Source organism: Collinsella sp. TM05-37 (assembly GCF_003436455.1).
Classification (GTDB): domain Bacteria; phylum Actinomycetota; class Coriobacteriia; order Coriobacteriales; family Coriobacteriaceae; genus Collinsella.
Genome location: NZ_QSPN01000001.1, coordinates 340,588 through 365,604, shown reverse-complemented (window position 1 = coordinate 365,604; position 25,017 = coordinate 340,588). Strand labels below are relative to the sequence as shown.

Below are 25,017 nucleotides of genomic sequence, written 5' to 3'. Positions count from 1 at the left end.
GCCGTGAACAAGAGCAAGCGCATCGCCATCAGTCTGGTCGCGGGCGTGCTCGCTGCTCTGCTCTGCATGGTTTACGGCTCATCGATCCGCTCACAAGCCGAACAGGTCCAGGCTGAGACCTTGGCCAAGTACGGTGGCGATCGCGTCGAGGTATGCGTCGCGGCGCGCGATATCGATGTGGGCGAGACCCTCGATGAGACCAATGTCATAACCCAGGAGTGGCTGACGAGTCTGCTGCCGCGTGACGCGGCGACCGAGCTGCGCCAGGTGCGCGGCGACGTGACGACTTCGCGTATTCCCAAAAACGCCGTGATCTGCAATGTCTACACCAAGGTCGAGAGCCGCAAGCTCGAGGTGCCTAAGGGCAAGGTCGCCGTTTCGGTGGCGGTCGATGCCGAGCACTCGGTCGGCGGTGCCACGGGCGTGGGCAGCTACGTGGACGTGTACGTGCAAAAGGACGGCGTGACCGATCGGCTGTGCGGCGCGCACGTGATCGATACCAGTGAGGATTCCGGTGCCACGCGCGAGGGCAAGATCGAATGGGTGACGCTGGCGGCTGACCCCGAAGACGTCAAGGAACTGCTGGGAGCCTCGGGCAAGGGAACGGTCAGCTTGACGATTCCCGCCACGGCGCGCGGCAAAAAGAGCGGAGGCGACGAGTGATGAAGGCGATCTGGCTTGCGTGCTGCGCGTGCGGCGATTACGGGCTGTTGCAGCGGGAAGTCGAGGGCCGTGATGCGGGTGCACAGGTGCTTCGCGTGGGTGACCTGGACGGGCTGGTTTCCATGGCGCGGGCGTTTCCGTCGCGCCGCGGGGCTGCCATCATCGCGGCGTCTCTGTTTGATACCGAAGATGTGCGCAAGACTGTTGCGCGCCTGACGGCCGAAGGCCGCGTGAGTCGCGTGGTCGTGTTGATAGAAGCGCTCGATCCGTCGGATATCGAGGGGCTGTTTCGCGCGGGGGCGACCGAGGTCATCGCTGCACACAGTATATGCGGCAACGGGCGCGCGGGCGAGGGAGCGGTTGATTCCGATCGGCGCATGACGATTGAGCCCGATGCTTTTGTTGATAGGGAACCCGGGGCGCCTCGCGCTACAAGAGGCCCGCGTGTTGATGATTATGGAAAAGCGGAAGCCGAGCATGGTCGGCGCCCCCGGAACCCCCTTGTAGACGATGACGCTGGAGGGCCGGCGCAGCATGCTGGCGACTCCCCGGCTGTAGATATGGGATACGTGCACGGCGTGAATCTGGCGGATGAACTCGACGAAGTTGAGGGCTTTGCCGGGTGCGGCGAGTTGTCGCTAATGCAGCATGAGCAGATTGCGCAGAACGAGCCTGCCTCGCAGACCGAACAAGCTGCTATGCCGGCTTGGACGCAGCGTGTGGTTGCGGCGGGGGAGACGGGGGCGCTGCCACCGACGCCCGCCCCGCCGCCTCCGATGCCGCCGGCAGACGCTGCCGCTCCGCCGCATCGAGCTCCGGTCATCTGCGCTATTTCGGGTTCGGGCGGTTGTGGCAAGTCGACGATCGTTGCCACCATGGCACACACATCGTCGCTGTTGGGCTTGCGTGCCGCCGTGCTCGACCTGGACCTGATGTTTGGAAACCTTTACGACTTGTTAGGCGTCGATGCTCCGCGCGATATGGCGGCACTTATCGAGCCGTCGGCGGCGGGCACGCTCACCGAGCCGGATATCGTAGCCACATCGATGCGCGTGGCGCCGGGCGTTACGCTCTGGGGTCCCGTCGCGGCGCCCGAGCAAGCCGAGCTCATGGCGCGTCCGGTGGAGCTACTGCTTGATGTTCTGCGTCGCGAATCCGACGTGGTCTTTATCGATACCTCGGTCTTTTGGGGCGACGCCGTGGCGGCTGCGGTGGCGGCGAGCGACCGTTGCCTGGTCGTTGGCGATGCGGCGGTGTCGTCCGCGACATCGGCGTCGCGCGTCATCGAACTGGCAAGTCGAGTAGGTGTGCCGCGCACGCGCATGAGCGCCGTGTTCAACCGGTTCGGTGCGCGCGGGGCAGACGAGGACGTCGCCATGCGCTTTGAGATTGCCTGTGCGTTAAGCTCCAAGATTCGTATCGCCGATGGCGGGCAGGATCTCGCCGCGCTCATGGCGTTTGGGCGCGCTGACGAGGCAGTGGGGCAGACCAGCGCTTTTGCGACTAGCGTGCGCGAGGCCACGCGCGAGATGCTCGTGGAACTGGGGTGCGCCGTCGGCCCTTGGAGCGATATGGTCGCCGACCGTGCAACGCGCACCGAACGCCCACGTATCCGCCTTCCCTGGTCGCGCGAGGGTGATCAGCGATGAGCCTGCAAACGAGGATTAAGGCTGCCGGCGCTGCGGCGGCGGCAGCGCCTGTAGATGTGGGGCGTCGCCGCGCCGTGAAACGACACACCAAGCGCGCCGTGATGGACCGCATGGGTTACGACGAAGTGGCGCGTATCAGCGCCTATATCGACCCGGCACTTGCCCGCTCGGAATTGCGTCCTGCGGTGGAGGCGGCGCTCAATGTTGAGGAGCCGACCGATCTCGCGACGCCCGAGCGCGAGACCATCATCGACGAGATTTTGGATGACGTGGTGGGCTTGGGGCCGTTGCAGCCGCTCATCGAGGACGACACCGTTACCGAGATCATGATCAACGGCTGCCGCTCGGCTTTCTTTGAACGCGGCGGCGTCTTGTACCCCATCGAGCATGCGTTTGAGGATGATGAGCAGATCCGTGTGCTTATCGACCGCATTATCTCGCCACTTGGCCGCCGTATCGACGAGCGCAGCCCCATCGTCAACGCCCGCCTCAAAACGGGCTATCGCGTCAACGCGGTGATTCCGCCTGTGGCGATTGACGGACCGATTCTCACCATCCGAAAGTTCTCGGACCGTATCTGCTCGCTGGACGAGCTCGTGGGGTTGGGATCGCTGCCGCTTTGGTATGCGCAGCTGCTGTCGTGTGCGGTGTCGCTGCGACAGGACCTGGCGGTTGCGGGAGGCACGGGATCTGGTAAGACCACCCTGCTCAACGCGTTGTCATGTGAGATTTCCACCGGCGAGCGCATCGTGACGATCGAGGACTCTGCCGAGCTCAAGTTTGCGCATCATCCGCACGTGGTGCGCCTAGAGGCGCGCGAGGCTTCAATTGAGGGCGAGGGCGCGGTGACGATCCGCGACCTGGTGACTAATGCCCTGCGCATGCGCCCCGACCGCATCGTGGTGGGCGAGGTGCGCGGTGCCGAGTGCTGCGACATGTTGCAGGCCATGAACACGGGCCACGACGGGTCGCTCACCACGCTTCATGCGGGTTCAGAACAGGAGACCGTGGTGCGTCTGACGTTGCTTGCACGTTATGGCATCGATCTGCCGAGCGAGCTCATCGAGGAGCAGATTGCCATGGCACTCGACGGTATCGTGATGTCCGAGCGCCACGCCGATGGCAGGCGCTTCGTCTCCTCGTATTCGGGGGTGCGACGCGCCGCATCGGGCGGCGTAGAGCTCGAGCGCTATGTGACGTTCGATGCCGCCGAGCGCACCTGGACGCTTGACCGCGAGCCGCCGTTTATCGCAGAAGGCCTGCAGTCGGGGACGCTCACACAAGAGGAGGTGGACGAATGGAGATCACTGTGCCCCTCGTCGTAGGGGGCTTGGCAGGGCTTTCTGTCGCGACGGCGTGCGGGGCGGAACCTCGTGTGCCGCAGGTACCGCCGGCGGAGCTGGCACGTCAGGCGCTCGAGACGGTGGCAGAGAAGCTGCCGCGTGAGCTGGTGGAAAACGATCTGCTGAAAAAGATCGCCCGTTCGTGGGCATCGCTGGCTCCGGCGCATCGCCTTGGCCTCGTGATCGAAGATGCTTCGGGACGTTTGGCGTTTCTGCTGCTATCGAGCGGTGTCTGCTGCGTTTTACTAACGATGGTGTCGTTATCGCCCCTCGGATTTGCCTTGGGACTTGTTGCTCCGTTTGCCGTTGGTGCCGCTCGGGATGGCTTTGAGAGCCGGCGCGAGCAACACGATGCAGAAGAGGCAATGCCCGAGGCGTTTACCGCACTTTCCATGTCGCTTGCCTCGGGACATTCGCTGGCCCAGGGCATGCGCTTTGTGGGCGCTCATGCGCAAGAGCCAGTGCATACCGAGTTTTTGCGGGTGGCGGCGGCGATCGATTGCGGCATCTCGGCGACCGACGCGCTCGATGACTTGCTCGTGCGTATCGACGCCCCCGGTCTTTCGCTTGTGACCTTGGCGCTTAAGGTGTCTCAGCGCACCGGCGCTCCGCTTGCCGACTTACTGTCCGAGGCGTCGAGCATGGTGGGGGAGCGCATTGAGCTCAAGCGCCGCCTGGATGTTAAGACGTCGCAGGCTCGCATGTCTGCGCATATGGTCGCGGCGATGCCGGCGGGCATGTGCGCGGTGTTGGCGCTGCTTTCGGCAGATTTTCGTCGCGGTCTTGCGACGCCTGCCGGCGCGGGCGCTGTGGTGCTGGGTCTTGCCCTCAACGCCGTTGCCCTGGTGGTTATCCGGCGCATTATGCGGGTGGAGCTATGAGCGCCCCGGTTGCAGTTGCGGCTTGCCTGTGCGCCCTGAGTGTATTTGTCGCGACGGGTTTGGATCGGGCGGATGCACGCAAGATCGCAGGGGCCTGCAAGCGCGAGGCGGTGCTGGTCGCTGCCGCGGGTCGCTCGGTGGTCGATGCTCTGACCGCGCGAGTGAAGGGCGCGGTTGGAGCGGGCGGCCCGGCGCGAGTGTCGCTCGGCGAAGTGTCCGAGATGATCGATGTTGTGCGCTTGGGTCTTTCGGCCGGTCTTTCGTTTGATGCGGCGCTTGAGATTTTCTGCGCCAACCGCCGGTCAGTGCTGGCTCTTCGCCTTGAGCGCGCCTGCATGGCGTGGCAGGTGGGCGTGGGCACGCGTGAGGACGAGTTGTTGGCCGCCGCGCGCGACCTGGACGTGCGAGCGCTCGAGACCTTTGCCATCACGGTGGGGCAGGCGCTCGCCCTGGGTGCCCCACTTGCCGAGACGCTGGCCGCTCAAAGTCGCGAGATCCGTGCGGCTCATCGCGCCGCGGTCGAGCGCGAGATCGAGCGTGCACCCGTCAAGCTGCTGATTCCCACCGGCACGCTCATCTTGCCGGCGTTGCTTCTGTCCATATTGGGCCCGCTGCTGGGAGCAGGCGGGATGATGTAGGGAGGAATACATGAACACGATGACTGACGCTGCTGGCAAGGTCCAGGGCTGGGCGTTTTGCCGGGCGGCACATGTTCGTCAGCGCGCCAAGGAACTATTGCAGGAGGAGAGTGCACAGGGTACCACCGAGTATGCCATCTTGGTCGGCGTGCTCGTGGTGATCGCGATTATCGCCATCGTCGCATTTAAGGGCAAGGTCCAAGATCTATGGAACGCTATCAGCGAGGGCATCAACAGCCTGTAGAGGGCGAGCGCCCCATCGGGGTGCTGCTGGTGTTTGCTTGCCTGACCGTGGCGATAGCGGCGGTGCTTTGGGGGCTTAACGCCGCGCGGCAGCAGCGTCCTGGGACCGCCTCCGATTTGGGCTCAGATTCGGCGGTGGCGTCTCAAAAAGATGAGATGCGAGATGCGGACGATTCGGATGTCGCTGTCACGGCGCAAACCTTTCTGCGGACGCTCGACAAGCGGTCTGGCACTGCGACGGATTCGCCTGAGGGCAACGCGATTGCGGTCCGGCTTGCATGGTCCGAGGACCGACCGATGACCGAAGCGGCGGCGGATATGCTGCGTGCCTATCGCGAGGTACCCACGGCGCAACTTGCTCTGAGCGGCTATCTCGACATCAAGGGAAACGTGTGGGGCGCCATCGTGCGCGACGAACGCGGCTGGGTCGATATGGTGACAATTGCCGCGGATGCTGGCGATGCTTCGTGTCGTCTGCGCGCCGTGCGCCTGAGCCCGCAGGCAACGGACTCAAAGGAGGGATCGTGAAATGCATGATGTCCTGCGTGAGGAATCTGCCCAGGCGACGGTCGAATACGCCATCGTCACGGTGGCGCTGTTATCGATCGTGCTGGCGATCGCGGGACTTTGGCGTGCCGGCACCGATGGGCGCTTGGCGGCGCTGGTTGAGCGGGCGGCATCCCATGGCGTTGCCTCGACGTCGGTTATCGACGCCGCTGCGGCCGCTAAGGACATCGCGTTGTATTGATGCCGCGCGCGAGGACCGGGCGCAGTCTACGGTCGAGGCCGCTTTTTTGCTGCCGACGTTTCTGACACTCATCCTTCTCGCGCTGCAACCGGTGTGCCTGCTCTATACGCGCGCGGTCATGGAGTCTGCCGCCGCCGAGACCGCGCGGCTCATGACCACGACGACGGCGGAGGACGACGATCTTAAGGAGTTCACCCGCCGCCGACTTGCCGCAGTGCCCAACGTTTCGATCTTTCATGCCGGCGGGCCGTTGTCGTGGGATATCGAGCTTGGCCGGGCCGGTGCGGGTGGCGTCTCGTCCGTGTCCGTTTCCGGCGAGGTCAAGCCGTTGCCTGTGATCGGTGCGTTTGCGCAGGCTATGGGTGGTACCGCCGAGGGCGGCTACGTTGAGCTCAAGGTCGATGTCTCGTATCAATCGCGTCCCGAATGGCTGGAGGGAGATTATGATTCGTGGATTGCTGCATGGGATTAGGCGCTGCCTGTTGCGGGTGACGCAAGGGTTTGCGGCCCGCCGTCGACCAGGCGCTCTCCGCAAACGAGGCGGCTTTATGGGTCGAGCCGGTATCGACCTGTTTATCGAAGACGGTGCCTACACCACGCTCTCCTCTGCGGTGGTCATCTTGGTGGTGCTCACGCTGCTGTTTTCGTCGACCGCGGCGATATGGAGCATGTCGCGTGCCGGGGATACCCAGGTGGCGGCTGATAGCGGCGCGCTGGCGGGTGCCAACGTAGTGTCGTCCTATCACACGGCTGCCACGGTGGTTGATGCGAGCATCTTGAGTCTGGGGCTGGCGGGGTTTGCCACGATCGGGACGGGCCTGGTCGCCATCCTCATCCCGGGTGCCGAGCCGGTTGCCGGCAATATGGTCGACACCGGGATTGAGATCATTAAAACGCGCAACAAGTTTGCCAAAAGCGCATCGGAAGGCTTACAGAAAATCGAGACGGCTCTGCCGTATCTGATCGCCGCGCGTGCCGCGCAGGCGGTGTCGGCGCAGGATACCAATAGTGTGGCCTATACCGGTACGGCGCTTGCCGTGCCCAGGACATCCGAGTCTGACTTCGCTGCGCTCGAGGGGTCCGAGATCTCGACCGATGCCATTAAAGACACATCAGATGATTTAGAGTGTGCGGCCGAGGAGCTGCGGAAGGCTTCTGAGGACACGGCGAAGGCTAAAGAGCGTGCTTGGCTGGCGGATTGTGGTGGGTCTGACAAGGGCTCGGTCGGCAGCTGTTCTTGCATGTGGGAGCGTGCGAAAAGCCTAACGGATCTCTCCGGTGTTCAAAATCCGCATTACTCATCGAGCGTTACGTGGGAGCCCCAAGTTGCCCTTGATCGCGCGAAGGACTACTACCATTGGCGTCTGACAAATGAGAAGCCCCACGGCTCGAGTGTCGAGATGAAGGCAGAGTCTGCGGCGCGTAAGGCGTTTTATACCTATGCGAGCGCGGAGGTCGATCGGGCACATATAACCGAGAACGGAGACAGGGTCTCCTCCTATATTCCGCTGCTGCCGCGCAACTCTGATGAGGTTCGGGCGACGGAACTCTATACCGATGCGGTGTGGCCGACGAGCGTGAACGATGACAAGGCGTATCTGCATTACGGGACGACCTGCCCTAACTATAAGAAAGGGACGCCGAGCGGATTTGCTTCGGTTGCCGATTACGATGGACAGGATAAATGCAGCAAATGCCATTTTGGCATTTCGTCGCTTGGTGCTGTTGCGGCGCCTTCAACCTCTATCGAAAACGGCTTCGAGTATCACTTTGACAAGTTTAAAGACGCCCTGGAAGGCTACGTCGAATGCCGCAACAAAGAGCTCGAGCTCGAACGTCAGACCGAAGACGAGACCGACCGTGCGAGCAATGCGTTTGACCAGGCCATCAAAGCGCTTTCGGGCGAGCGTCCGCGTATCGCTCCGCCCGGTCGCAACGGCGTGGTTGCCTTTGCGGTTTCGGGTGCCATCTCGAGCCCCGATGAGCTCAACTCTTCGTTTAACACGGCAGTCAGGCTTGGCGATCGCGGTGCCATCTCTGCCGCGGTGCTGGCGCCCGATGAGGCGACGGCGCAAAACAACGTGCTTTCGCGATTTTTCTCGACATTGAAGGAACGCTCGGGTGGCGTTGCCGGCGTACTCGATGGCGTCATGGATGTCTGGGGACGGCTGCTTGTGGGATACGGAGACATCCAAGGTTCGGCCGACGAACTTATGGACGAGATGATTAAAGGCCTAGGAGGGGGCAGCGGCGCGTTGGGCTCCATCGCATCGTGGCTCGGCGATACCGTTTCGGCGTCCGTGGCGGCGCTGGGTTTGGAACCGTGCGACTTGCGCCTGCGAAAGCCGGTGCTGACTGATTCCGCCAACGTCATTAAGAGCCCGGGGTCTGACATTGCTGGTCTCTCTCAAGCGCAAGACAAACTGCGAAGTATTCCGTTGGGCGTGACCGATCCCAAGGCGCTTTGCGAGGCGTTGGAATATCAAGTCGAACGCACCATCAGCGGTACGGTGTTCACGCTTGCGGAGATTCCTCTGCCCGGCGGCGGCTCCATCCCGCTCACCGTCGATGTCGCCACGCTGGTTGGCGCTCTGGGCGGTGGGTCGTAATGAGTATCCGCATGCGTCTGCGCGAGGAGCGCGCCCAAGCGACGGTGGAGATAGCAGTGGTTACGCCCGTTTTGCTGGTGCTGGCACTCATCGTATACAACGTCATGATCTATGCCAGCGCTGTCGCGCGCTTCGACCGCGTGGTGCCCGACATCGTGTTGGCGCACGCCGTGGCGCCGAGCGGGGAGGGCGACGAAAGCTCTGTCGATGCCTCGGCGACGGTCCGGACTCAAATTCTGAATGCCATGGAAGGCTATGACTTGCAGATCGAAGTGTCGAGCGAGCAAGGCGCGGAGGCATCGGATGGTGGCCTGCTCTCCCTATCCGGTACGTTTAGGACCTACACCTGCACCATGCACTATGAGCCGTGGCCGACTTCTCTCAGCATCGCTGGCGTTCCGCTGGGGGCGCCGACAACGTTGTCGCACGAGCGCGCGGTGACGGTCGATCCATGGCGCCCGGGGGTGGTCATGTGACCGCGGTCTCGTCCTACATCGCCTACGCGCGGGCACTCAATAGGCTGGGTTGGACGCCGGCCGAGTTTGCGGTGGCGGAGTCGTTTGTCATGCGCCTGCGCGGCATGCTGGGACGGCGTCCGGTTGCCGCCAACGGCCTGCCGCTCGTCATGGCGTTTCCACGCTGCTCTTCGGTCCACACGTGTTTTATGGCCTATCCCATCGACATCGCCTTCATCGATCGCGACGGCAATATCCTCGCGCGCTACGAAAACGTATGTCCCTGGCGTATGTGTTCCTACCCCGGCGCCTGGGCCGCACTAGAACGCTCTTCAATCATTGTTTCGACCCCTGCTCTCCAACGCGTGCCGACTTAAGAATTGGCGACAGCGGACTTTCGTCATACGAAATTGGGTAAGTTTGGCAGGAGATTGAACAGGCTCGGCAAAGGGGTCGATGATGGGCAAGACGTATACGGCCGCTAATGGTCAGGTTGTAACGGATGAAATGATTGACGCGTGGTGTGAGTCGTACGAGCGCGGAGAGTTTCCGGATGGCGAACACACCGTTGGTGGGATCGTGCTTGGACGGCCCCCGCTCTCAGGTGAGGGGACGGCAACGCTGTCGGTCAAGATTCCTCTGGGAATGAAGGAGGCCATTCGTCGACGGGCGGCTGCCGAGGGGATGACGCCAAGTGAGTTTGCCCGTGCGGCTCTGAGCGAAAAACTTCTTGCTGCCGGCTGATGCCTCTGACGTGCCGATTTAAAGAACCGAGGCTGTGCTCAAAAACTTTTTTAAAATTCTCGGTTGACCGGAACGCGTCCTTGGTTATACTAATCAAGCCTTGAAACAAGGCACACCTCAAATGGCTGGGTAGCTCAGTTGGTAGAGCAGAGGACTGAAAATCCTCGTGTCAGGGGTTCGATTCCCTTCCCCGCCACCTTGAATTGACTAGGACCTCTGCAAAGGGGTCCTTTTCTTTTATGTAGCCCTCGCACGGAATCGAACCCCGTGAGGGCGCGGAGCTGAGTAAACGCGTAAGCGTTTGCCAGCGCAGCTCGCAAGGCGCGTAAGCGCCGCAGCGGTCCGTCCGCGCAGCGCGCGGACGCGATTCCCTTCCCCGCCACCTTGAATTGACTAGGACCTCTGCAAAGGGGTCCTTTTCTTTTATGTAGGGTTCTGCGGAAACTGCGTCCCAGAATAAGGGCTCAGAACGGGACACACTTTCCGGTGCCTGCCTCCGGCGCGCGTACACACCTCGTCGCACCATTCCGAGTCCGTCTGCTCCCAGACATTCCTCCCACTTTCGCGTCACTTTGCAGACCGTTCGGTCGCCTGTCCGCACACGCGGGTATACTCAAAACGATACTTATCCTACGCAATACGATGCGGGTTCGACCTGCATGATCCGAAGGGGGCAGTGATGGAGAGGATACTCGGCGTTAATCTCTCTGGCTGGTTTATTCCCGAGCCTTGGGTGACCCCGTCGCTGTACGCGGCGACCGGTGCATCCAACGCGGCCGAGCTACAGGAGGCCATGGGTAGCGCCGCCTATAACGAGCGCATGCGCCGCCATTACGAGACGTTTGTGAGCGAGGACGATTTTCGCCGCATGGCGCAGATTGGCCTCAATGCCGTGCGTCTGCCGGTGCCCTGGTATGCCTTTGGCTCACAGGGGTCCGATGCGTCCTACATCTCGGTTGTCGACTACATTGACCGTGCAATTGAGTGGGCTGCCAAGTACGACATCCGCGTGCTGCTCGATCTGGCAACCGTGCCCGGTGGCCAGGGCGATTCCAACGATTCGCCCACCACGCCGGAGGCTGTCGCCGAGTGGCATTCGTCCACCAACGGCCGTCATGTCGCACTCGACGTGCTCGAGCGCTTGGCCGATCGCTATGGCGAGGCCGAGAGCCTGCTGGGCATTGAGCTGCTGGACACGCCGCAGATGAGCGTTCGCAAGAGCCTCTTCACCATGACGGATGGCATTCCGGCCCACTACCTGCGCAATTTCTATCGCGATGCCTACGAGCTCGTTCGTTCGTATATGCCCGAGGATAAGATCGTCGTCTTCTCGTCGTCGGGGCATCCCAGCGAGTGGAAGCATTTTATGCGCGGCGCCAAGTACAAGAACGTCTACATGGACCTTCACCTGTACCATTACCGCGACGAGTATGCGCTCGACATCACGAGCCCTCGCGGGCTGACGACGGCGATTTCGCGTAACAAGCGCGAGCTTAAAGAAGCGATTTCGACTGGGTTCCCCGTGCTGGTGGGCGAATGGTCGGGCGCGGCGATCTTTGCCAACTCGTCGGTTACGCCCGAGGGCCGCAATGCCTACGAGCGCGTGTTTATCGCCAACCAGCTGGCTTCGTTTGCGCCGGCTGCCGGTTGGTTCTTCCAAACGTGGAAGACCGAGAAGCGCATTGCAGCATGGGACGCCCGCGCGGCGCTCGGTACGCTCGAGCGCGGCATGATTGAATAGGTTGATATGACGCAAAACAGCGCCCATACGGGCAAACTCTATGTGGTCGGCACGCCCATCGGCAACCTGGGTGACCTGTCCCCGCGCGTTGGCGAGGCCTTTGCCGCTGCCGATGTCATCTGCTGCGAAGACACGCGTGTGACGTCAAAGCTGCTGATGCACCTGGGCATTTCCAAGCCGCTTGTCCGTTGCGACGAGAATGTGATCGCTAGCCGCGCTGCCGGCCTGGTCGACCGTCTGCTGGCGGGGGAGACCCTCGCCTTTGCCTCGGACGCCGGCATGCCGAGCGTGTCCGATCCCGGCCAGGCGCTGATCGAGGCGGCGCGTGAGGCCGATGTGCCCGTCGAAGTTATTCCTGGGCCCTCTGCTTGCGTCACGGCGCTTGTTTCGTCCGGCATTCCCTGCGAGCATTTTTTCTTCGAGGGCTTTTTGGGCCGAAAGCACGGCGACCGTGTGCGCCGTTTGCAGCGCCTTGCCGTGGTGCCCGGCGCACTCATCTTCTACGAGTCTCCACATCGCATCGTGGCGACGCTCGAGGCCGTGGCGGAGGTCTTTCCCCAGCGTGAGGTTGCCGTCTGCCGCGAGCTCACCAAGCTGCACGAGGAGGTCTTGCGCGGGCCCGCTGACCAGCTTGCCGAGGAGCTGCGTGCTCGCGGCGAGGTAAAGGGCGAGATTGCGCTGGTCATCGCGCCACCGAGCGAGGATGAGGAGGCCGGTATCGCGCCGGTTGGCGCCGCGGTAGCGGATCCCGACGAGGCCCTGCGCGAGGATATCCGCGCCGCGCTCGAGGAGGGGGAGCCCGCGTCTGCGGTGGCCAAGCGCCTGTCTCAGAAGTATTCGCGCCGCAAGCGCGATGTCTATGCCATGGTGCTCGATATGCAATAGATGGAGGATATCCAGCCCTTGCGCTAGAATCATCCTCTGTATGCAACGTTTTTCTGGAGGACAAACCCCATGGATCAAAGCAAGCCTTCGTTCTTTATCACGACGCCCATCTACTACGTCAACGCCGATCCGCACCTGGGCACGGCTTATTCCACCATCATCGCCGACGTTCAGGCTCGCTATCGCCGTTCCGCCGGCTATAACGTCAAGTTCCTGACCGGCATGGACGAGCACGGCGAGAAGGTCGCCGAGGCCGCAGCCAAGCATGGCATGACGCCGCAGGAGTGGACCGATAGCCAGGCCCCGCACTTCAAGGAGCTTTGGAGCAAGCTCGAGATTTCCAACGACGACTTCATCCGCACCACCGAGCCGCGCCAGCATCATGCCGTGCAGTATCTGTGGGAGCGCATGAAGGAGTCCGGTTACCTGTATAAGGGCAGCTACGACGGTTGGTATTGCGTGCCTGACGAGACCTACTTCACTGATACGCAGGTCCAGAAGGGCGACGAGGAGTACGGCAGCGTCGGCCAGCATCTATGCCCCGACTGCCACCGTCCGCTTGAGCGCGTGCAGGAGGAGTCCTACTTCTTTAAGCTTTCCGCCTTCCAGGACAAGCTTCTCAAGCTCTATGACGAGCACCCCGACTTTGTCGAGCCTGCGTTCCGCATGAACGAGGTACGTAGCTTTGTCGAGGGCGGCCTTAACGACCTTTCCGTGAGCCGCACGAGCTTTGACTGGGGCATTCAGGTCCCGTTTGACGAGGGTCACGTGACCTACGTGTGGTTCGATGCGCTGCTCAACTATATGACGGCCGTCGGCTACGGTGTCGACACCGACGAGGCGCGTGCCGAGCTGGCCTATCGCTGGCCCGCGCAGTTCCACATCGTGGGTAAGGACATCATCCGCTTCCACTGCGTCATTTGGCCCGCCATGCTCATGGCCATCGGCGAGGCCCTGCCCGAGCACGTCTTTGCCCACGGCTTCCTGACCGTGCGCAATGCCGAGACCGGCAAGGCCGAGAAGATGTCCAAGAGCCGCGGTAACGCCATCGCTCCGCAGGACGTTATCGACATGCTGGGCGTTGAGGGCTATCGCTATTACTTTATGACCGACGTGGTCCCCGGCACCGACGGCGCCATCAGCTTCGATCGCATGGAGCAGGTCTACAACGCCGATCTGGCCAACAGCTGGGGCAACCTCATTTCGCGCTCGCTCAACATGAGCGCAAAGTACTTTGACGGCTGCGCCCCGGCTAAACCGGCGTCTGCCGACGCGTTCGATAACCCGCTGGCAAAGATTGCCGACGGTTTGGTCGAGCGCTACATGGCCAAGATGGACATGCTCGATTACGGCGGAGCCAAGGATGAGGTCATGGAGCTCATCCATGCCGCCAACCACTACATCGAGGACTCCGAGCCCTGGGCGCTTGCCAAGGACGAGGCCAAGGCTGACGAGCTGGCATTTGTGATTTACAACCTGCTCGAGGCCATCCGCATCGCCGCCCACCTGCTGATGCCGCTCATGCCTCAGACTTCTGTCGAGGCTCTGCGCCGCCTGTCCTGTGAGGGCGAGGCCGCGAGCGACGACCTCAAGGGCATTTGCGCTTGGGGCCTGCTTGCTGGTGGTCAGCCCGTCGAGAAGGGCGATCCGCTGTTCCCGCGTCTGGCGTAGAGACCGCGCGAGCGCCATATCGGCAATTTGCTGTTTAGCTGTAAGGGCATGGCCGCCACGGTCCATGCCCTTTTGTTTCAAGACGCCGCCATCATGCTAAGGAGGCAACCATGACAACTTCGCCTTTGGCAAACCCCACGGCCACCAGGGAGCTGCTGGAGGAGTTTGGCCTTGCGACCAAGCATCGCCTGGGCCAGAACTTTCTAATCGACAATCATGTGATCGAGCGTATCTGCGAGCTTGCCGAGCTTGCAGGTGACGAGCGCGTACTCGAGGTGGGTCCGGGTTGTGGAACGTTGACACTTGCGTTACTGCAGGAAGCGGCGTGCGTTACGTCCATTGAGGCCGATCCCGAGCTTGAGCCGGTGCTCGATGCCCACGCCGCCGACTATGCCAACTTCCGCTTTATCATGGGCGATGCGCTCAAGGTGACGCCGGAGCAGATTGAGCAGGCCGCCGGTGGTGAACCCACGGTGTTTGTCGCGAATCTGCCCTATAACGTGGCGGCGACGATCATTCTTCAGTTCTTCCAGACGATGCCCGCGCTTAAGCGCGCTGTCGTCATGGTGCAAAAGGAGGTTGCCGATCGCATTGCCGCAGTGCCGGGCAACAAGACCTATGGCGGCTATACGGCAAAGCTCGGCCTGTATGCGCAGGTGACGGGTCGCTTTGAGGTGCCGCCGCGTTGCTTTATGCCGGCGCCGCACGTGGACTCGGCCGTCGTGCGTATCGACCGTGTTGACGGTGTGGTGCCCGAAGAACTCGATCGCGAATTTGTGGCCTGCGTGATTGACGCTGCATTTGCTCAGCGTCGCAAGACCATCCGCAATTCCATGAGCGCCAACGGTTTTGCCAAGGACGTGCTCGATGCCGCCTTTGAGGCTTGCGGTATCGCACCCACCACGCGCGCCGAGACGCTTGATGTTGCCGACTTTGTCCGTCTGGCCCAGGAGCTAATCCATGATGCCTAATGCCGAACGCGTGACGTTTACCAAGAAAAAGAAGACAGTTGCTTGTCCCGTGCCCTTGGCACCGCTTGCTGACACGCATGCGCATCTGCTTTCGTTTTGGGGCAAAGAAGTGCCCGAGACACTCGTGCGCGCCAAAGCCGCGGGCATCGACCTGTTGGTGACGGTCTTCGATCCCATTGCCGATAAGCGCAGCGTGACGGACTATAGCGACTGGCTGACGCGCGAGATTCTGCCGATGCAGGATATCCCGCAGATCAAGTATCTTGCCGGCGTGCATCCGTATGGCGCGCCGGACTATACCGACGACGTTCACGCACAGGTCGTTGCCGCACTCGATGACCCCTTATGCGCCGGTATTGGCGAAATCGGCCTGGACTACCACATGGACTATGATGACGATATCGCGCCGGCACCTCATAACGTGCAGATTGACTGCATGGCGCGCCAGCTCGAGCTTGCCGCGTGCCGTAACGTGCCGGTGGAGTTGCACCTGCGGCACGAGGACTCGGATGGGGAGCGCACCTCGCATATGGATGCGTACAACGTGCTTCGTGAGGTGGGCGTGCCCCAGGCCGGTTGTGTGCTGCACTGCTTTGGCGAGGACCGCGCCACGATGGAGCGCTTTGTGAAGCTGGGCTGCTATATCGCCTATGGTGGTGCGGCCACCTTTAAGCGCAACGACGACGTGCGCGAGGCATTTGCGGCGACCCCGCTCGACCGCATTTTGTTCGAGACGGATTGCCCGTATATGGCTCCGGAGCCCATCCGCGGTCTTGAATGCGAGCCCGCAATGATCTCCATTACGGCAAACGCGCTGGTTAACGACCGTGTCGATCGCACTGGTGAGGACGCCGAAACAATCGCGCAAGCCGCTTGGGAAAATGCCTGCAAACTTTTTCAAAAATAGTTCTTGCGTTCGCGATGGCGCTCCGTTATTCTAATTCCTGCACGCGGGCGTGGCGGAATTGGCAGACGCGTACGGTTCAGGTCCGTATGGGGGCAACCCCATGAAGGTTCAAGTCCTTTCGCCCGCACCATTGATTGAAAGAGCTCCCAGCAATGGGGGCTTTTTTGTTATGTGCCCATCGCAGGGACTTGAACCTGTGAAGGAGCGAGCGTCAAGAAAACGCGGAGCGTTTTTAGCGAGCTGGCGAGTCCGCCGGCAGGCGGGCGAAGCCGGTGCGGATCCGCGCAGCGGATAGGCGGACGTCCTTTCGCCCGCACCATGGATTGAAAGAGCTCCCAGCAATGGGAGCTCTTTTTGTTGTGCACGATCTCCTTGGACGGGTATCCTAGTACCAACGTGTGCCTATCAGAGGAGAGACCATGCTGTTTTCCGGTATCATCGCCGCCCTTACCAGCCTTTTGATTCCCATCATCATCCTGTTGCTGCTGCTCCCCAACGCCTGTTATGTCGTTGAACAGCAGCACGCCGTAATCATCGAGCGCTTGGGTAAGTTCAACCGTATCGTCAACGCGGGCTTCCACGTGAAGGTGCCCGTGATCGACCGCAAGGCCGCCACGGTGAGCCTGCGCACCATGAAAAACGGTTTTGGCATCGACGTTAAGACCCAGGACAACGTGACCATCGGTCTTGAGGTCTCCGCTCAGTACCACGTGAGCTACGACATGGGCGCCGGCCCGGCAGATTCGGGCATCTACAAGAGCTACTACATGCTGCAGGAGCCCGTCGACCAGATGCGCGACTTCATCACCGACGCCCTGCGCTCCTCCATCCCCGTCTACACACTCGATGAGGTCTTTGCCAAGAAGGATGACATCGCCAAGGATGTCAACGCTACCGTTTCCGAGCAGATGGCCGCCTACGGCTTCACCCTCGTGTCGACGCTCATCACCAAAATCGCACTGCCGACCGAGGTTGAGAACTCCATGAACGACATCAACGCTGCCCAGCGCAAGCGCGCTGCCGCGCAGGAGCTCGCCGAGGCCGACCGCATCAAGCGCGTCACCGAGGCGACCGCCGAGGCCGAGGCTATGGAAAAGGCGGGCGAGGGCATCGCCAACCAGCGCAAGGCCATCGCGCTGGGTATCAAAGATTCGCTCGAGATCATCCAGGAGACGGGTGTCGGCAATGACGAGGCCAACCAACTGTTCATGTTTACGCAGTGGTCCGAGATGATGACGGAGTTCGCTCGCACGGGTAAAACCTCGACGGTCGTGCTGCCGAGCGACTTTTCGCAGTCGGCCTCGATGTTCGAGCAGATGCTGGCCGCCGGCAAAGTTCAAAACGATTCGAAGGAGTAGACGCGCGTGAAATACACCGTCGTTTGCGTCGGTAAGCTCAAGGAGCGCTTTTGGAAGGACGCGTGCGCTGAGTACACCAAGCGCCTAGGTGCCTATGCCAAGGTGGATATCCGCGAGGTGGCCGATATCGACCCGGCTAAGGCGGGCGGCGTGGATGCCGCGCGCGACAAGGAGGGGGCGGCGATTCTTGCCGCCTTGCCATCTCGAGCGCATGTGATCCTGCTGGCTATCGAGGGCAAGGAGCGCTCGAGCGAGGAGTTTTCGGCGAGGCTCGACGATCTTATGCTGCGAGGCAGCAGCGACATTGCCTTTGTAATCGGCGGTTCGGACGGCGTGAGCGATGACGTGCGCGCACGAGCCGACGAGATGCTCAGCTTTGGACGCATTACCTTGCCGCATAACCTGGCGCGTGTGGTGCTGCTGGAGCAGATTTACCGTGCCTGCAAGATCAGTCGTGGCGAGCCGTATCACAAATAGGTCGGCAATACGAAACAATGGCGTGGGACAATACCTTTCGTTTTGAGGAATGTGTCTGAAAGGACTATGCGATATGAAGATTGGATTTGTCGGTTTTGGCAATATGGCGAGCGCTATGGCCGATGGCTGGATCGCTGCCGGTGTAGCTGCGAGCGACATGTGCGCCTGCGCGGGTCGCTACGACGCACTGGTTGAGCGCTGCGAGGCGCGCGGCATGGTCGCCTGCCACGATGCCGCCGAGGTTGTCGCCGCATCCGATATCGTGGTCGCTGCGGTCAAACCGTACATGATCGAGAAGGTATTCGCCCCGCTCAAGGATGCTCTTGCCAAAAAGGTCGTTCTGTCGGTTGCCTGGACCTGGGACAGTGCCAAGTGGGAGCAGGTCCTGCCGGGCGTCGCGCATATCTCGACGGTGCCCAACACGCCGGTTTCGGTGGGCGAGGGCGTCATCGCCTGCGAGAAGGCTTCGACGCTTAACGACGAGCAGCGTGCTGTGGTGCTCGACCTGCTCGGTAAGCTTGGCGCTGTCGTCGAGCTCGACACAAGCCTGCTGTTTGTGGGCGGCACGGTGGGTGGTTGCGCTCCGGCGTTTGTCGCCATGGCAATCGAGGCCCTGGGCGATGCGGCGGTCAAGCACGGTATCCCGCGTGCGGATGCTTATCGCATTGTGAGCCAGATGGTGCTGGGTACGGCAAAGCTGCAGCTTGCAACTGGCCAGCATCCTGCGGCGATGAAGGATGCCGTATGCTCGCCCGGTGGTGCCACCATCAAGGGCGTCGTTGCGCTCGAGGACGCCGGCATGCGCAGCGCCCTGGTCAAGGCAATCGACGCAACCCTCCAGTAAAACCGACCAAAAAAGGGACAGGTTTATGTTGGCAGGTTTTTCCTGCGGTTTTGTCCTTTTAGCGAAAAGTGCCCCGCAACTGGCTCAATTCCAGTTGCGAGGCACTTGCGTTTGCCCAGATAAAACCGACCAAAATAAACCTGTCCCTTTTTGGCAGGTTAGTCCCAGAAGCTGTCTTCTTCGTCCTCGGACTTGGGGCCGCGGTCGACATACATCTTATGGGTGCGCTTCTCCATTACAAAGGCAATAATCGCAAACAGCAGGATGCCGCCGGCGAAAAGGATGGCAAAACCGGTGCGGGTGCCAAACAAAAAGGAAAAAACTGCGTCCATTGGGTGCCTTCTTGCGTAGTTGAGTTGGGTCGTAAACGCTCATAAGTATATACTTGCCCATACATGTACAAGGTTGCAACCTAAATGGAATGTATATCGCCGGAGGATCTAATGCTTGATATCAAGTTTGTTCGCGAGAACCCCGATGCCATCGATGTCGCCATGGCTAACCGCCAGACGTCTTGGGATCGCGAGAAGTTCTTTGAGCTCGACGACGAGCGTCGTGCCGTCATCACCGAGGTCGAGGAACTTCAAGCCACGCGCAATGCCGAGTCCAAGAAGATCGGCGCCCTGATGAAGGAGGGCAAGAAGGACGAGGCCGAGGCCGCCAAAGAGGCCGTGCGCGCCGTCAACGAGAAAATTGACGGTCTGGCCGAGCGCCGCACCGCCCTCGAGCAGGAGCAGTACGACTTCATGGCTCACCTGCCCAACATTCCTTGCGAGGCCACGCCGTACGGCAAGGACGAGGACGAGAACATCGAACGCCGTCGTTGGGGCACCCCGCGCGAGTTCGACTTCGACTTTAAGCCGCACTGGGATCTGGGCACCGATCTCGACATCCTTGACTTCGAGCGCGGCAACAAGCTCTCCGGCAGCCGCTTCACCGTTCTCGGTGGCGCCGGCGCCCGTCTTGAGCGCGCCCTCATCAACTTCTTCCTCGATACGCACACCAGCCGTGGTTTTAAGGAGTGGTGGCCGCCCATCGTCGTCAAGCGTCAGACCATGTTCGGCACGGGCCAGCTGCCCAAGTTCGAGGACGACGCCTATCACGTCTCGGGCGACAACTTCCTGATCCCCACCGCCGAGGTCGTGCTCACCAACCTGCACGCCGGTGAGGTCCTCGACGCCGATACCCTGCCGCGCCGCTACACCGCCTTCACCCCCTGCTTCCGCGAGGAGGCCGGCTCCGCTGGTCGCGATACCCGCGGCATCATTCGCCAGCACGAGTTCGACAAGGTCGAGATGGTCAAGTTTGCCAAGCCGGAGGAGTCCGACAAGGAGCTCGAGAGCATGACCGCCGAGGCCGAGTTCCTGCTGCAGCAGCTGGGTCTTCCGTATCGCGTGATTAGCCTGTGCACCGGCGACCTGGGCTTCTCTGCCCGTCAGACCTACGACGTCGAGGTCTGGCTGCCGAGCTACAACGCCTACAAGGAGATCAGCTCCTGCTCCAACTGCGGTGACTTCCAGGCCCGTCGCGCCAACATCAAGTATCGCGACCCCGAGAACTTCAAGGGTTCGCGCTATCTGCACACCCTCAACGGTTCCGGTCTGCCGGCTGGCCGTACCATGGCAGCCATTCTGGAGAACTACCAGAACGCTGACGGCACCATCACGATCCCCGAGGTTCTGCGTCCCTACATGGGCGGCCTCGAGAAGATCGAGCCGGTCGCGTAGATTGGCTGCATAAGCGATTTGCTAGGGCACTCCTTTTTGGGGTGCCCTTTTTGTGTGCGGCCATACCATGCTGTGCGGACAGCTCAATAGAAAACACACGAACAACTGTTCTGTATACAGCCATCTACCTGCTATGCTTTTGCTAAATAAGAGCGAGAGAAAGGGGACGCGATGGAGCTGTTTGATGATCGGGTGGTTTTGTTTGAGAGCGACGAGGGCGGGGAGTACCTGCTTGGGACGTGTGAGCCGTCTGGCATGGGTGGCCTGGTGGTTCGACAGACGAGCGAGGGGCCGTTGACGCAATGGTGCTACGAGGAGTCGCCTCATGTGGTTGAGACGTTTGTGGCGCACGAGGGGCTTGTGGCCCTAGAGCATTTCTATGGGGTCCAGACATCTAATCAGGTTGCTCGCATGTTGAGCATCTCGTTTGCCGATTATGATTGTGCCCAGCGGGTGAGATCGCTCCTGAGGGAACTTGATGCTAAGTTTGACGTGATCGAAAAGCCAATCGATCGTACGGGGAATGGCGGTATATGCGGAGCAGCATGACAAGACTGCGTTCCACAAAAAAGTTTGAAATTGTGCTTGACTCCAATAAGCTAAAGTGGTTTTATATGTCTTGCGCTGCGGCGTTACCTCAGCTGGATAGAGGGTCTGACTACGAATCAGAACGTCATAGGTTCGAATCCTATACGCCGCACCAATTGAAATTGAAAGCCTCCGGCAACGGGGGCTTTTCTTTTATGCCGCCACCGCATGGATTCGAACCTCGGTCGAGGCGCGAGCGTCAAGAAAACGCGGAGCGTTTTTAGCGAGCGGGCGAGTCCGCCGGCAGGCGGGCGAAGCCGGTGCGGATCCGCGCAGCGGATGCGCGGAATCCTATACGCCGCACCAACCGAAATTGAAAGCCTCCGGCAACGGGGGCTTTTCTTTTAGGTGGACGCCGCATGGATTCGAACCTCGGTCGAGGCACGAACAACTTAATTATCACTCCATAAAATTTTTTCTAATTGTCGCTTGACCCATCGGGGGCTCGCGTGCATAATAATCCGTGCGTTGCGGCGTTACCTCAGCTGGATAGAGGGTCTGACTACGAATCAGAACGTCATAGGTTCGAATCCTATACGCCGCACCAACTGAACTTTAAAGCCTCCGGTAACGGAGGCTTTTCTTATATGTCGACATACTTGAGGAGTTGCTTTCGCCGTGTTTGAAAGTATCGAGTCGATCGACTGCATCAAATGAGTAAAAATCAAATTCGATAACTTTTTTTGAAAAAATGCTTGACCATTATTCAGTCCCTGTGCATAATAATCAACAAGTCGCGGCGTTACCTCAGCTGGATAGAGGGTCTGACTACGAATCAGAACGTCATAGGTTCGAATCCTATACGCCGCACCATTTGAGATTAAAGCTCCCGGCAACGGGGGCTTTTCTTTTACGTAAACACCGCATGGATTCGAACCTCGGTCGAGGCGCGGGCGTAAAGAAAACGCGGAGCGTTTTTAGCCCGCGGGCGAGCACGCCGGCAGGCGGGCGAAGCCGGTGCGGATCCGCGCAGCGGATGCGCGGAATCCTATACGCCGCACCATTTGAGATTAAAGCTCCCCGGCAACGGGGGCTTTTCTTTTGCGCCAGCTTGAGTGCTTTCGTCCAAAGGGACGATTTCCTGTCGACTCGTGTAAGATTCCGAGTAGATGTCGCGACTTATTCGCGACCACTCCTTCTTCAAGCGACCGATCAGGGTGATATTCCGTGGCAGAGCGTCCGACATACAAGCTCAGGTTTCTCGATCCCAAGAAGCGCTTTCCGGCGATGCCCGAGCAGCCTGCGGGACGCTCATATGGCGTGGTCTGGAAACTCTTTGGCGAGGATCAGCATGAATCTTGTTATGTCGTCGAATTCGTTGGCAAAAGCCATGTGTCGCTTTTGGGCTACGTAAGCGTTTCGGGTGAGGTGTACAAGGTGGACCGCCCCGTCAGCGAGGCTCCGCTGCCCAACGATCCCGACATGGAACTGGTCCTTGACGAGTCGGACTCCGGTATTGGTGAGATTATGGTGAGGGGAGCAAACGGCACGATGCGCGCGTGCGCGCGAACCGTCGGCTCTCCCGAAGGTCCCATGCGCGAACAGTCCGATCACGAGACATGGAATTCGACCCGCTCCCTTCCTTACGGTGAGTTCATGGCATCGATGTTCCTGCGCTACGTGATATTCGCTGACTCCGAAAATACCATTGCGAGCACGGCGGACGCCGACGGACTCGACGAGGGTATGCAAAACGTTGTCGACAAGATCAAGCTCGTAAAGTTGCCCGAGCCGGTCGAGGTGTTTTTGGGCTTTAACACGACACCGCTACCTGACGCTATCGAGACGCTGCTCTACCGCGTTGACCATGCCGAGAATCCGAGCGGTATCGAGCGCTATGCCGCCGCCCTTATGAGTGAAATTGACTTGCCTCGCTTGCGCACCATCGCCGCTAAGTCCGAGATGAGCCTGGCTCGCATCGATCGCTCAAAGCTTTTCTATCTCAATTTTGATCGCAGCCTGCTGGACCGGGACGAGATTGACATGCTGCTTGCCATCGAGTGCCGTCTTAACCGTCTCTCCGGCATCCTTGAGCACATCGGGGCCGGATTGGTCCCTGCGGCATCCTCGCCGAGCCTTGAGGGCTGCGCGCTCTTTGATGCGTGGCATATCGCCAAGACGACCAACGATGTTCCCCGACTGCTTGATACGGCCTCGAGCGATAACCCGTGGGGCAAACCGGGTACGGTGGCTTGCCAGCCGGGCGGTGAGTGGGATGTGCGTACCCGCTTCGCGCGTATTGTCGAGGCACTTAACGTGGTCACGCGGCTCGACTATACCTATCGGGCCAACGTTGCCGAAGGGATCATGCTCGTTCGGTTTGGGCAGTCTGTCGTTGATGCCATGCCGCAACGTGAATACGACGCTCAAGATGACGCCTGGCGCGAGTTGGACGAGGACGCGCGTGCGATCTGGGCCGCGGAGCACGATGCGCGCGTGGCACTCACGCTTGCGGCAGCGTGTTTTGCCGCGGGCACCTGCATCACGCGCTGCTATGTGCAGATTGCTGCTCCCGACAGTGAGCAGGGCGAGCGCGTTGTTGCAACGTATTTCTTTGGGCGCGCGGCCTATCTGGCCGATTGCGTGCCTGTCGCCAAGGATCTTGAGAGCATGGACATGGACGATATGCCGTGCAAGCGTGTGCTTGAGGCATATGAGTCAACCGCTCCGGAGACGATTGAACCTGCGGAGGTTCATGCTCGTCCGCGTGATGACCATCGCATGCTGCCGCCGGCGCTGCGCGATCTGCTGCTTGCCGATACGGCTGACGAGCTGGAGGTCATGGAAGAGGACGACGACCCATACGTGGCCCGTGTTGTTGAATTGCGCGAGCAGGCAAAAGTCGACCGTACAGGTGCTTTTGAAGGCTTTTCCCGTCTTGTTGAGGAGTTGGAGGCTAAGTGCGCCGTCGCCGAGCTTTTGGCGACAGGTCCGGTTCAAACGCAGTTTTGCGATAACCAGCTGGTGCGCATGGTGCTACCGGTGTTGGAAGAAGACCGCTCTGTGCGAATCCTTCGTGCGCCCGATGCGCTGTACTTTGCCCAGCACGAGATCTGCAGCTTTTACGCCGAGCAAGAGGACTTTGAACGAGCACTGCCCGAGGTGCGCCATCTTTACGATCTGGCGCGCTCGTCCATGCAGTCGCACTTTGCGCTCATCAACGTGCTTGCGCGTCTGGAGCGCTTTGACGAGATTATCGAGGTGGCGCGCCACGGCCTACGTATTGCCAGCGATCGTTCTGCAATCGGCTACCTGTTCTATCGCTTGGCGTTTGCCTATTGGAATTGCGATCAGCTCGACCTGGCGCTGGCTTGTTACCGTCTGGTGCCGCGCGGCGAGGAGTCGGGCAGCAGCGCGCTGGAAGAAATGCAGGGCCTTATGAACGAGATGGGCGTCAGCGGGCCTCCGACGTTCGAGGAAGCGGTCGAGACCATCCACAAGGCTGGACTAGAGCTGCCGCCAGTGTCCGCCGTGACGAATCAGCTGGCAGATGCCGCTGTGCAACTGGTCGACAACGGTTTCTTTTTCCTGGCGCGCGGTTGTATCTTCCAAATGTGGCGCACCATGGGCAACGACGAGCTCGGCTCCCTCAACCGCTCGCTGGGGTAGGCGAAGCTTTCAAGAAGGAAAGGCTGCTAGGCAATTAGAAAATTTCCTCTTGCTCATCCTTGGCTGTTTGGTTACTATAGAACGGCTGTTACGGAGAGCTGACCGAGAGGCCGAAGGTGCTCGCCTGCTAAGCGAGTATGCCCCAAAAGGGCATCTGGGGTTCGAATCCCCAGCTCTCCGCCAGTACGAATTTGAAGAAGGGTCCCATTTGGGGCCCTTTTTATTATCAAGAATGGCGGCTGGGGATTCGAACCCTCAAAAAAGGA

The 25,017-nt window shown here is 60.6% G+C and carries 25 protein-coding genes and 6 tRNA genes; 30 read left to right on the top strand and 1 reads right to left on the bottom strand.

Annotation, left to right across the window (positions count from 1 at the left end; genetic code table 11):
- Positions 1–3: 3 nt before the first annotated feature.
- The 23 genes from cpaB (at position 4) to proC (ending at position 18,827) form a co-directional block, all read left to right on the top strand.
- Positions 4–663, top strand: a complete 660-nt coding sequence (gene cpaB / locus DXD48_RS01535) for a Flp pilus assembly protein CpaB (protein WP_233502824.1) — start codon at positions 4–6, stop codon at positions 661–663.
- Positions 663–2,312: a P-loop NTPase gene (locus DXD48_RS01530; protein WP_117563708.1), complete on the top strand. Its 1,650-nt coding sequence runs from the start codon at positions 663–665 to the stop codon at positions 2,310–2,312. Before cpaB ends, DXD48_RS01530 begins: the two co-directional genes overlap by 1 nt.
- Positions 2,309–3,637, top strand: a complete 1,329-nt coding sequence (locus DXD48_RS01525; protein ID WP_117563707.1) for a CpaF family protein — start codon at positions 2,309–2,311, stop codon at positions 3,635–3,637. Before DXD48_RS01530 ends, DXD48_RS01525 begins: the two co-directional genes overlap by 4 nt.
- Entirely contained in the window at positions 3,610–4,536 is a 927-nt protein-coding gene (locus tag DXD48_RS01520; protein WP_117563706.1) for a type II secretion system F family protein, read from the top strand. Before DXD48_RS01525 ends, DXD48_RS01520 begins: the two co-directional genes overlap by 28 nt.
- Positions 4,533–5,174 carry a type II secretion system F family protein gene (locus tag DXD48_RS01515; protein ID WP_055250542.1) on the top strand — a complete coding sequence of 214 codons (642 nt, stop codon included), beginning with the start codon at positions 4,533–4,535 and terminating at the stop codon, positions 5,172–5,174. Before DXD48_RS01520 ends, DXD48_RS01515 begins: the two co-directional genes overlap by 4 nt.
- 10 nt (positions 5,175–5,184) lie before the next feature.
- Positions 5,185–5,418 (top strand): hypothetical protein, encoded by a 234-nt coding sequence (locus DXD48_RS01510; RefSeq protein ID WP_089572694.1) that lies wholly within the window; start codon positions 5,185–5,187, stop codon positions 5,416–5,418.
- On the top strand, positions 5,382–5,945 hold the full coding sequence (locus DXD48_RS01505) for a hypothetical protein (protein WP_128620524.1): 564 nt from the start codon (positions 5,382–5,384) through the stop codon (positions 5,943–5,945). Before DXD48_RS01510 ends, DXD48_RS01505 begins: the two co-directional genes overlap by 37 nt.
- A gap of 1 nt (position 5,946) precedes the next feature.
- Complete coding sequence (locus tag DXD48_RS01500) at positions 5,947–6,165, top strand: hypothetical protein (protein ID WP_117563704.1); 219 nt, start codon at positions 5,947–5,949, stop codon at positions 6,163–6,165.
- Positions 6,101–6,637 carry a TadE/TadG family type IV pilus assembly protein gene (locus DXD48_RS01495; protein WP_117563703.1) on the top strand — a complete coding sequence of 179 codons (537 nt, stop codon included), beginning with the start codon at positions 6,101–6,103 and terminating at the stop codon, positions 6,635–6,637. The genes DXD48_RS01500 and DXD48_RS01495 overlap by 65 nt, the downstream gene beginning before the upstream one ends.
- A 76-nt stretch (positions 6,638–6,713) precedes the next feature.
- Entirely contained in the window at positions 6,714–8,774 is a 2,061-nt protein-coding gene (locus tag DXD48_RS01490) for a hypothetical protein (protein WP_117563702.1), read from the top strand.
- The gene (locus DXD48_RS01485; protein WP_117563701.1) at positions 8,774–9,250 is read left to right on the top strand and encodes a TadE/TadG family type IV pilus assembly protein; all 477 of its coding nucleotides are present in this window, start codon (positions 8,774–8,776) and stop codon (positions 9,248–9,250) included. The genes DXD48_RS01490 and DXD48_RS01485 overlap by 1 nt, the downstream gene beginning before the upstream one ends.
- Positions 9,247–9,606, top strand: coding sequence for a DUF192 domain-containing protein (locus DXD48_RS01480; protein WP_055250533.1), 360 nt, complete (start codon positions 9,247–9,249; stop codon positions 9,604–9,606). The genes DXD48_RS01485 and DXD48_RS01480 overlap by 4 nt, the downstream gene beginning before the upstream one ends.
- Before the next feature lie 82 nt (positions 9,607–9,688).
- Positions 9,689–9,973 carry a ribbon-helix-helix domain-containing protein gene (locus DXD48_RS01475; RefSeq protein WP_117563700.1) on the top strand — a complete coding sequence of 95 codons (285 nt, stop codon included), beginning with the start codon at positions 9,689–9,691 and terminating at the stop codon, positions 9,971–9,973.
- A 123-nt stretch (positions 9,974–10,096) separates the two neighbouring features.
- Positions 10,097–10,169, top strand: a tRNA-Phe gene (locus DXD48_RS01470).
- 483 nt (positions 10,170–10,652) lie between these two features.
- Positions 10,653–11,714, top strand: coding sequence for a glycoside hydrolase family 5 protein (locus tag DXD48_RS01465; RefSeq protein ID WP_117563699.1), 1,062 nt, complete (start codon positions 10,653–10,655; stop codon positions 11,712–11,714).
- A gap of 6 nt (positions 11,715–11,720) precedes the next feature.
- Positions 11,721–12,599, top strand: coding sequence for a 16S rRNA (cytidine(1402)-2'-O)-methyltransferase (gene rsmI, locus DXD48_RS01460; RefSeq protein ID WP_117563698.1), 879 nt, complete (start codon positions 11,721–11,723; stop codon positions 12,597–12,599).
- A 69-nt stretch (positions 12,600–12,668) separates the two neighbouring features.
- Complete coding sequence (metG, locus tag DXD48_RS01455) at positions 12,669–14,270, top strand: methionine--tRNA ligase (protein ID WP_117563697.1); 1,602 nt, start codon at positions 12,669–12,671, stop codon at positions 14,268–14,270.
- 110 nt (positions 14,271–14,380) lie between these two features.
- The gene (gene rsmA / locus DXD48_RS01450) at positions 14,381–15,241 is read left to right on the top strand and encodes a 16S rRNA (adenine(1518)-N(6)/adenine(1519)-N(6))-dimethyltransferase RsmA (RefSeq protein ID WP_117563696.1); all 861 of its coding nucleotides are present in this window, start codon (positions 14,381–14,383) and stop codon (positions 15,239–15,241) included.
- Positions 15,231–16,148, top strand: coding sequence for a TatD family hydrolase (locus tag DXD48_RS01445; RefSeq protein ID WP_117563695.1), 918 nt, complete (start codon positions 15,231–15,233; stop codon positions 16,146–16,148). The genes rsmA and DXD48_RS01445 overlap by 11 nt, the downstream gene beginning before the upstream one ends.
- A gap of 43 nt (positions 16,149–16,191) precedes the next feature.
- Positions 16,192–16,278 (top strand) — tRNA-Leu (locus tag DXD48_RS01440).
- Positions 16,279–16,567: 289 nt separating this feature from the next.
- A complete protein-coding gene (locus DXD48_RS01435; protein ID WP_055250521.1) occupies positions 16,568–17,506 on the top strand; it encodes an SPFH domain-containing protein in 939 nt (312 codons plus the stop codon).
- A gap of 6 nt (positions 17,507–17,512) precedes the next feature.
- Entirely contained in the window at positions 17,513–17,983 is a 471-nt protein-coding gene (gene rlmH / locus DXD48_RS01430) for a 23S rRNA (pseudouridine(1915)-N(3))-methyltransferase RlmH (protein ID WP_117563694.1), read from the top strand.
- Between the two features lie 73 nt (positions 17,984–18,056).
- Positions 18,057–18,827 (top strand): pyrroline-5-carboxylate reductase, encoded by a 771-nt coding sequence (gene proC / locus DXD48_RS01425; RefSeq protein ID WP_089572672.1) that lies wholly within the window; start codon positions 18,057–18,059, stop codon positions 18,825–18,827.
- Between the two features lie 158 nt (positions 18,828–18,985).
- Here proC and DXD48_RS10155 read toward each other — a convergent pair whose 3' ends face one another.
- Complete coding sequence (locus DXD48_RS10155; protein WP_168170424.1) at positions 18,986–19,159, bottom strand: DUF6724 family protein; 174 nt, start codon at positions 19,157–19,159, stop codon at positions 18,986–18,988.
- Between the two features lie 111 nt (positions 19,160–19,270).
- Between DXD48_RS10155 and serS the strand changes: the two genes are divergently transcribed.
- From serS to DXD48_RS01390, 7 genes are all read left to right on the top strand, one after another.
- Positions 19,271–20,554: a serine--tRNA ligase gene (gene serS / locus DXD48_RS01420; protein ID WP_117563693.1), complete on the top strand. Its 1,284-nt coding sequence runs from the start codon at positions 19,271–19,273 to the stop codon at positions 20,552–20,554.
- 171 nt (positions 20,555–20,725) lie between these two features.
- Positions 20,726–21,103: a hypothetical protein gene (locus DXD48_RS01415; RefSeq protein ID WP_117563692.1), complete on the top strand. Its 378-nt coding sequence runs from the start codon at positions 20,726–20,728 to the stop codon at positions 21,101–21,103.
- A gap of 77 nt (positions 21,104–21,180) precedes the next feature.
- A tRNA-Arg gene (locus tag DXD48_RS01410) sits at positions 21,181–21,257 on the top strand.
- 355 nt (positions 21,258–21,612) lie between these two features.
- Positions 21,613–21,689 (top strand) — tRNA-Arg (locus tag DXD48_RS01405).
- A 189-nt stretch (positions 21,690–21,878) separates the two neighbouring features.
- Positions 21,879–21,955: transfer RNA gene (locus DXD48_RS01400), tRNA-Arg, on the top strand.
- A 354-nt stretch (positions 21,956–22,309) separates the two neighbouring features.
- Positions 22,310–24,751: a lipopolysaccharide assembly protein LapB gene (locus DXD48_RS01395; RefSeq protein ID WP_117563691.1), complete on the top strand. Its 2,442-nt coding sequence runs from the start codon at positions 22,310–22,312 to the stop codon at positions 24,749–24,751.
- Between the two features lie 92 nt (positions 24,752–24,843).
- Positions 24,844–24,934: transfer RNA gene (locus DXD48_RS01390), tRNA-Ser, on the top strand.
- The last annotated feature ends 83 nt before the right edge of the window (positions 24,935–25,017 follow it).

Excerpts from the sequence above, each read along its gene's own strand:
- metG (WP_117563697.1), top strand. The coding sequence starts at position 12,669 with ATGGATCAAAGCAAGCCTTCGTTCTTTATCACGACGCCCATCTACTAC.
- DXD48_RS01525 (WP_117563707.1), top strand. The coding sequence starts at position 2,309 with ATGAGCCTGCAAACGAGGATTAAGGCTGCCGGCGCTGCGGCGGCGGCA.
- DXD48_RS01510 (WP_089572694.1), top strand. The coding sequence starts at position 5,185 with ATGAACACGATGACTGACGCTGCTGGCAAGGTCCAGGGCTGGGCGTTT.
- DXD48_RS01435 (WP_055250521.1), top strand. The coding sequence starts at position 16,568 with ATGCTGTTTTCCGGTATCATCGCCGCCCTTACCAGCCTTTTGATTCCC.
- serS (WP_117563693.1), top strand. The coding sequence starts at position 19,271 with ATGCTTGATATCAAGTTTGTTCGCGAGAACCCCGATGCCATCGATGTC.
- DXD48_RS01520 (WP_117563706.1), top strand. The coding sequence starts at position 3,610 with ATGGAGATCACTGTGCCCCTCGTCGTAGGGGGCTTGGCAGGGCTTTCT.
- DXD48_RS01475 (WP_117563700.1), top strand. The coding sequence starts at position 9,689 with ATGGGCAAGACGTATACGGCCGCTAATGGTCAGGTTGTAACGGATGAA.
- DXD48_RS01485 (WP_117563701.1), top strand. The coding sequence starts at position 8,774 with ATGAGTATCCGCATGCGTCTGCGCGAGGAGCGCGCCCAAGCGACGGTG.
- DXD48_RS01500 (WP_117563704.1), top strand. The coding sequence starts at position 5,947 with ATGCATGATGTCCTGCGTGAGGAATCTGCCCAGGCGACGGTCGAATAC.
- DXD48_RS01445 (WP_117563695.1), top strand. The coding sequence starts at position 15,231 with ATGATGCCTAATGCCGAACGCGTGACGTTTACCAAGAAAAAGAAGACA.
- DXD48_RS01530 (WP_117563708.1), top strand. The coding sequence starts at position 663 with ATGAAGGCGATCTGGCTTGCGTGCTGCGCGTGCGGCGATTACGGGCTG.
- DXD48_RS01505 (WP_128620524.1), top strand. The coding sequence starts at position 5,382 with ATGGAACGCTATCAGCGAGGGCATCAACAGCCTGTAGAGGGCGAGCGC.
- DXD48_RS01415 (WP_117563692.1), top strand. The coding sequence starts at position 20,726 with ATGGAGCTGTTTGATGATCGGGTGGTTTTGTTTGAGAGCGACGAGGGC.
- rsmA (WP_117563696.1), top strand. The coding sequence starts at position 14,381 with ATGACAACTTCGCCTTTGGCAAACCCCACGGCCACCAGGGAGCTGCTG.
- DXD48_RS01515 (WP_055250542.1), top strand. The coding sequence starts at position 4,533 with ATGAGCGCCCCGGTTGCAGTTGCGGCTTGCCTGTGCGCCCTGAGTGTA.
- proC (WP_089572672.1), top strand. The coding sequence starts at position 18,057 with ATGAAGATTGGATTTGTCGGTTTTGGCAATATGGCGAGCGCTATGGCC.
- DXD48_RS01490 (WP_117563702.1), top strand. The coding sequence starts at position 6,714 with ATGGGTCGAGCCGGTATCGACCTGTTTATCGAAGACGGTGCCTACACC.
- DXD48_RS01465 (WP_117563699.1), top strand. The coding sequence starts at position 10,653 with ATGGAGAGGATACTCGGCGTTAATCTCTCTGGCTGGTTTATTCCCGAG.
- rsmI (WP_117563698.1), top strand. The coding sequence starts at position 11,721 with ATGACGCAAAACAGCGCCCATACGGGCAAACTCTATGTGGTCGGCACG.
- DXD48_RS01495 (WP_117563703.1), top strand. The coding sequence starts at position 6,101 with ATGGCGTTGCCTCGACGTCGGTTATCGACGCCGCTGCGGCCGCTAAGG.
- DXD48_RS10155 (WP_168170424.1), bottom strand. The coding sequence starts at position 19,159 with ATGGACGCAGTTTTTTCCTTTTTGTTTGGCACCCGCACCGGTTTTGCC.